Below are 4,350 nucleotides of genomic sequence, written 5' to 3' on the forward strand. Positions count from 1 at the left end.
CATAAGAAAATCTCTTGCAGCTGACAGGTCAAAACCACTACATAAAAACATCTCTTTGCCTTTACTCATAATATGCTCAGCTGCTTTGAGTTTAGTAACTATGCCACCTGTTGCAAATTGAGAGTTTGGAGTATGTTCCTGTTCTAGCTCTTCTTGTTTTAATTCAGTGACAATTTTTCTGATCTTTGCTTTTGGATTATCTTTAGGATTAGAATCATAATATCCATCAATATCACTTAAAACCACAAGCAGATCAGCACCTGTATGATAAGTAATATGAGCAGATAGTTGGTCGTTGTCTCCAAAGAGTTGATCTGGAGTTGTTGAGATGTCATTTTCATTTACAATAGGTAAAATATCATTTCTTAATGTTCTTTCTATAATATCTTGAAAAATTTGTGTATGTACTCTTGAATCAAAATCTTCTTCAGTCGTAAGTATCTGAGAAATAGGAACATCATAAATATCAAACTTATTTTTATAAGAACTCATAAGGATAGGCTGTCCAACAGAAGCTAAAACTTTTTTACTTGTAGGAACACTTCTGTTTAATTTAACTGCTGTATATCCTGCAGAGACTGCCCCAGATGACACAAGAATAACCTCATACTTTTTTCTAGCTTCAACGATCAAAGAGACAAGGTTTAACATCCTCTCTTTTGCAATACTTTTTGTATCTGTTAAGACAGAACTTCCTACTTTTATAACTATTCTTTTCATTTATATTTCCTTATATCACTTTGTTTTTTATCATATGAGAATAAATTTCTATGCTTAATCTCGTTCAACTCTTAGTTTTTTATTATTAAATTCCAAGATCACGCTATCTTTATCTTGTATAATTTGATTGACTACATGTGCTGAAACATTCGGTATAGTTTCAAAAAAACCTTCTATCGTTTCTTTCGCTTTTTGTACGTTTGTAGCCTCTTTAAAGTTTAGCAATAAAGAGTTCTCTGAAAAAACAACTCTCTGCTTCATTATAGTTAAATTATCGACACTGCTTATGAACTTAAAAAAATTTAACTTCTCTTCTCTAGGTATCTCTAAATAATTTTTTATATAAATAAATTTCATTTTTCATATCCTTTCCTTTAAGCAATTCATAAAAAGATCTATTGAACTCTTTATCAAATTGTTCAAGAGATGGACAGAGGAATCTGTCCATTGATGGTCTTAAAGACCAGTAACGTTTTCAGCCTGTGGGCCTTTTTCGCCTTTACCGATCTCAAAAGTCACTTTTTGACCTTCGTTAAGGGAAACACGGTCGTAACCATTGCTATTAATTTGACGATAGTGTACAAATACATCATTTTCGCCATTTTCAGGTTCGATAAAACCGAAACCTTTTTCACTGTTGAACCATTTTACTGTTCCGTTTACTTGAGTTGCCATTGCAATTCCTTTGTTGTTTATACACTTCATTACTGAATGTGCTGAAAATATAAAATGGAGTGTTCTCTCAGGAGGATGATACTGTAAACTAAAGGTAAGCAATAAAAGTCAAGCCAAAGATGAAACTCTAAATCATCTTTCATATATAAGTATACCTTAATATTCTAATAATAGCAAAATAATGTATAGTAATACCTATTTGAAAATAGAAAAAACGAAGGAAAAAATCGTTGTGGCTCCCGAATCGCTTTGATTTAACGGTCATTTGCCACAACATGTACGCTTTGCGTGATTTTAATGGTGAGTATAAGGGTTAAATCGTTTTAGAACTGTCAGAATGACGTGATTTCAACTTCCCTTCCATACTCAAATAAGAATTTAAGGCACCGATATATGCTCTGGCAGAGGCTAACATCGTGTCTATGTTTAATCCGTGTCCTATGATGGCAGGTTCTCCGTTAAATGAGACCTTGACAGTCACATTTGCCAAGGCATCTTTGCCTTCACTGACTGACTTAACTTTGTAGTCCAATAATTGACCTTCATAGCCAGAGATCCTGTCTATGGTTTTAAATATGGCATCTATAGTACCTTCACCTATACCCGCATCGATGATTTCTTTACCATCTTTTCTAATGCTTACTGCAGCAGAGGGTACACCATTGGAACAGTCCATTAACTGTAAAGAGATCAACTCATAGATCTTAGGTGCCATTGTCATCTCAGATGTGACCAAAGCCCTTAAATCATCATCATAGATGTCTTTCTTTTTATCGGCTAAGATTTTAAAACGGTCAAATGATGCATTTAATTCTTCATCACTTATAATAAAGCCCAATTTACTCAATTTATCTTTAAATGCTGCACGGCCTGAATGTTTACCCAATACCAAAGTATCATCCATATCTAAACCAATGTCTGCTGGAGAGATGATCTCATAGGTCTCTTTATTTTTTAACATTCCGTCTTGGTGTATACCACTTTCATGTGCAAAAGCATTTTTACCAACGATGGCTTTGTTCGGTTGGGGTTCTATGCCTGTGATGTTGGCTATCAAACGAGAACTTGGGTAGATCTCTTTTGTATTGATATTTGTTTTGTAGTCTGCAAAAACATCAGAACGTGTTTTTAATGCCATAACGATCTCTTCAAGAGCAGCATTTCCAGCTCTTTCTCCTAAACCGTTGATTGTACACTCTACTTGTCTTGCTCCATTGACTACAGCCTCCAAAGAGTTTGCTACACCTAACCCCAAATCGTTGTGATTATGAACTGAAATAATAGCTCTACCTTTGGTATATTCACTCATCTCTTTCACCATCGCGCCGATCTCAAAAGGAAGTCTAAATCCAACAGTGTCTGGTAAGTTAATAGTGCTTGCACCTGCTTCTATGACTGCATCAGATATCTCTTTCATAAAACCGATATCTGAACGGCCTGCATCTTCACAGGAAAACTCTACGTCATCTACAAATGTACGGGCATACTCTACGGCTCTTACTGCTCTTTTGATCACTTCATCCGGACTCATTTTTAACTTATGTTCCATATGGATACTGGATGTGGCGATGAATGTATGGATACGTTTCATCTTAGCCTTAGCAATGGCTTCACCTGCAGCTTTAACATCTGAGTCTATGGCTCTAGCCAAAGAACAAACAGTTGAGTTGATGACTCTTTGTGATATTTTATCAATAGCGTCAAAGTCTCCGGGACTTGCCGCTGCAAATCCTGCTTCAATGATGTCTACACCCAAACGCTCTAACTGTGCAGCGATCTGGATCTTCTCTTCGGTGTTCATGGAAGCCCCTGGGCTTTGTTCACCGTCTCTTAATGTTGTGTCAAATATTTTTATTGTTTCAATACTCATTTTATTACCTTGATATCGTAAAAGCGTTTCACGCTATGAATTGTCTAATTCTACCTAAATTGTAGTTATTAGAAACTAATTGTTTTTATATTGTGTGAAAAGGGTGTGGATCGTTAAACGATTAGAGTGCGAGCAGTAGCAGGAGAGAGCTGTCTTTTGTGAAAATAGTTTGTTGGTTTATGATAGTTTTCATAATCTCTCCTTTAAATTTTGAGTATTATACTCTATTTGAAAATAAAATACAAGGGATAATAATTATCTTTTAAAGATTAGCCCTTCTTAAATTAAGTGTTTGTAGTCCATACAGAGGTCATAAAATATATAACCTCACTAACATGCAAATACAATGAGTCGTATTCACACATTGATTATTTATCTGTATCTTCTGCTTCATCTTCTGCCTTAGCTCTAGCTTCAGAAGCCGCAATTTTATCACCATGGGCAAGACGGCTTTCTAAGTTATTTTCTTTTTCAAACTCAGCGATGATAGAACGTACTTTCTTACCTTCGATCACTTCAACATCAAGAAGTATAGCAGTCATGTTTTCTATGGCTTGATGATACTCATTGAGTGTATTTTTTACAAACACATAACGTTCGTTGAGTGTGCTACGGATATAGTTATCCATATCTTCTGCCATTTTTTCACTATAGTCTGTAGATACTGCACCACCACCCAAAAATGAGTTTTGACTTCGTGAGAGGACCATAAGCCCTGCAACATCGGTCATACCGTATACGGAGATCATGTCTTTAAGGATGGCAGTAGCACGGTCAAGGTCATTACCCGCTCCAGTGCTGATCTCGCCAATAAAGACTTCTTCTGCTGCACGACCACCGAGAAGTACATCTATCTCAGCCATTAGTTCATGTTTTTGTTTTAAGAATCTGTCTTCATCATCTGGAAGGTGCAGAGTATACCCAAGTGCACCAAGTCCTCTAGGGATGATAGATACTTTTGTAACACGGGTTGCACCTTTGGTAAGTTCAGCCATGAGTGCATGACCACTCTCATGGTAGGCAACGATCTTTTTCTCAACTTCAGAGATCTTACGGTTTTTCTTTTCAAGTCCAACAAATGAACG

At 36.1% G+C, this 4,350-nt stretch carries 4 protein-coding genes and 1 pseudogene; all 5 read right to left on the bottom strand.

Going from position 1 to position 4,350, the window contains the following annotated elements; translation table 11 throughout:
• A partial coding sequence (gene proB / locus ABYK33_RS14020) for a glutamate 5-kinase (protein WP_373033909.1) occupies nt 1–720 on the bottom strand: 720 nt, incomplete at its 3' end.
• Between the two features lie 54 nt (nt 721–774).
• The gene (locus ABYK33_RS14025) at nt 775–1,077 is read right to left on the bottom strand and encodes a hypothetical protein (RefSeq protein ID WP_373033910.1); all 303 of its coding nucleotides are present in this window, start codon (nt 1,075–1,077) and stop codon (nt 775–777) included.
• A 99-nt stretch (nt 1,078–1,176) separates the two neighbouring features.
• Nucleotides 1,177–1,395, bottom strand: coding sequence for a cold-shock protein (locus ABYK33_RS14030; RefSeq protein WP_373033911.1), 219 nt, complete (start codon nt 1,393–1,395; stop codon nt 1,177–1,179).
• Between the two features lie 313 nt (nt 1,396–1,708).
• Nucleotides 1,709–3,265, bottom strand: coding sequence for a 2-isopropylmalate synthase (locus ABYK33_RS14035; protein ID WP_373033912.1), 1,557 nt, complete (start codon nt 3,263–3,265; stop codon nt 1,709–1,711).
• 368 nt (nt 3,266–3,633) lie between these two features.
• Nucleotides 3,634–4,350: pseudogene (locus tag ABYK33_RS14040) on the bottom strand (cell division protein FtsH); the annotation flags it as partial.

The sequence above is a fragment of the Sulfurovum sp. genome (genome assembly GCF_041562805.1).
GTDB lineage: Bacteria > Campylobacterota > Campylobacteria > Campylobacterales > Sulfurovaceae > Sulfurovum.

Bases quoted from the DNA above. Each gene is read 5' to 3' on its own strand.
- ABYK33_RS14025 (WP_373033910.1), bottom strand. From the start codon at position 1,077: ATGAAATTTATTTATATAAAAAATTATTTAGAGATACCTAGAGAAGAG.
- ABYK33_RS14030 (WP_373033911.1), bottom strand. From the start codon at position 1,395: ATGGCAACTCAAGTAAACGGAACAGTAAAATGGTTCAACAGTGAAAAA.
- ABYK33_RS14035 (WP_373033912.1), bottom strand. From the start codon at position 3,265: ATGAGTATTGAAACAATAAAAATATTTGACACAACATTAAGAGACGGT.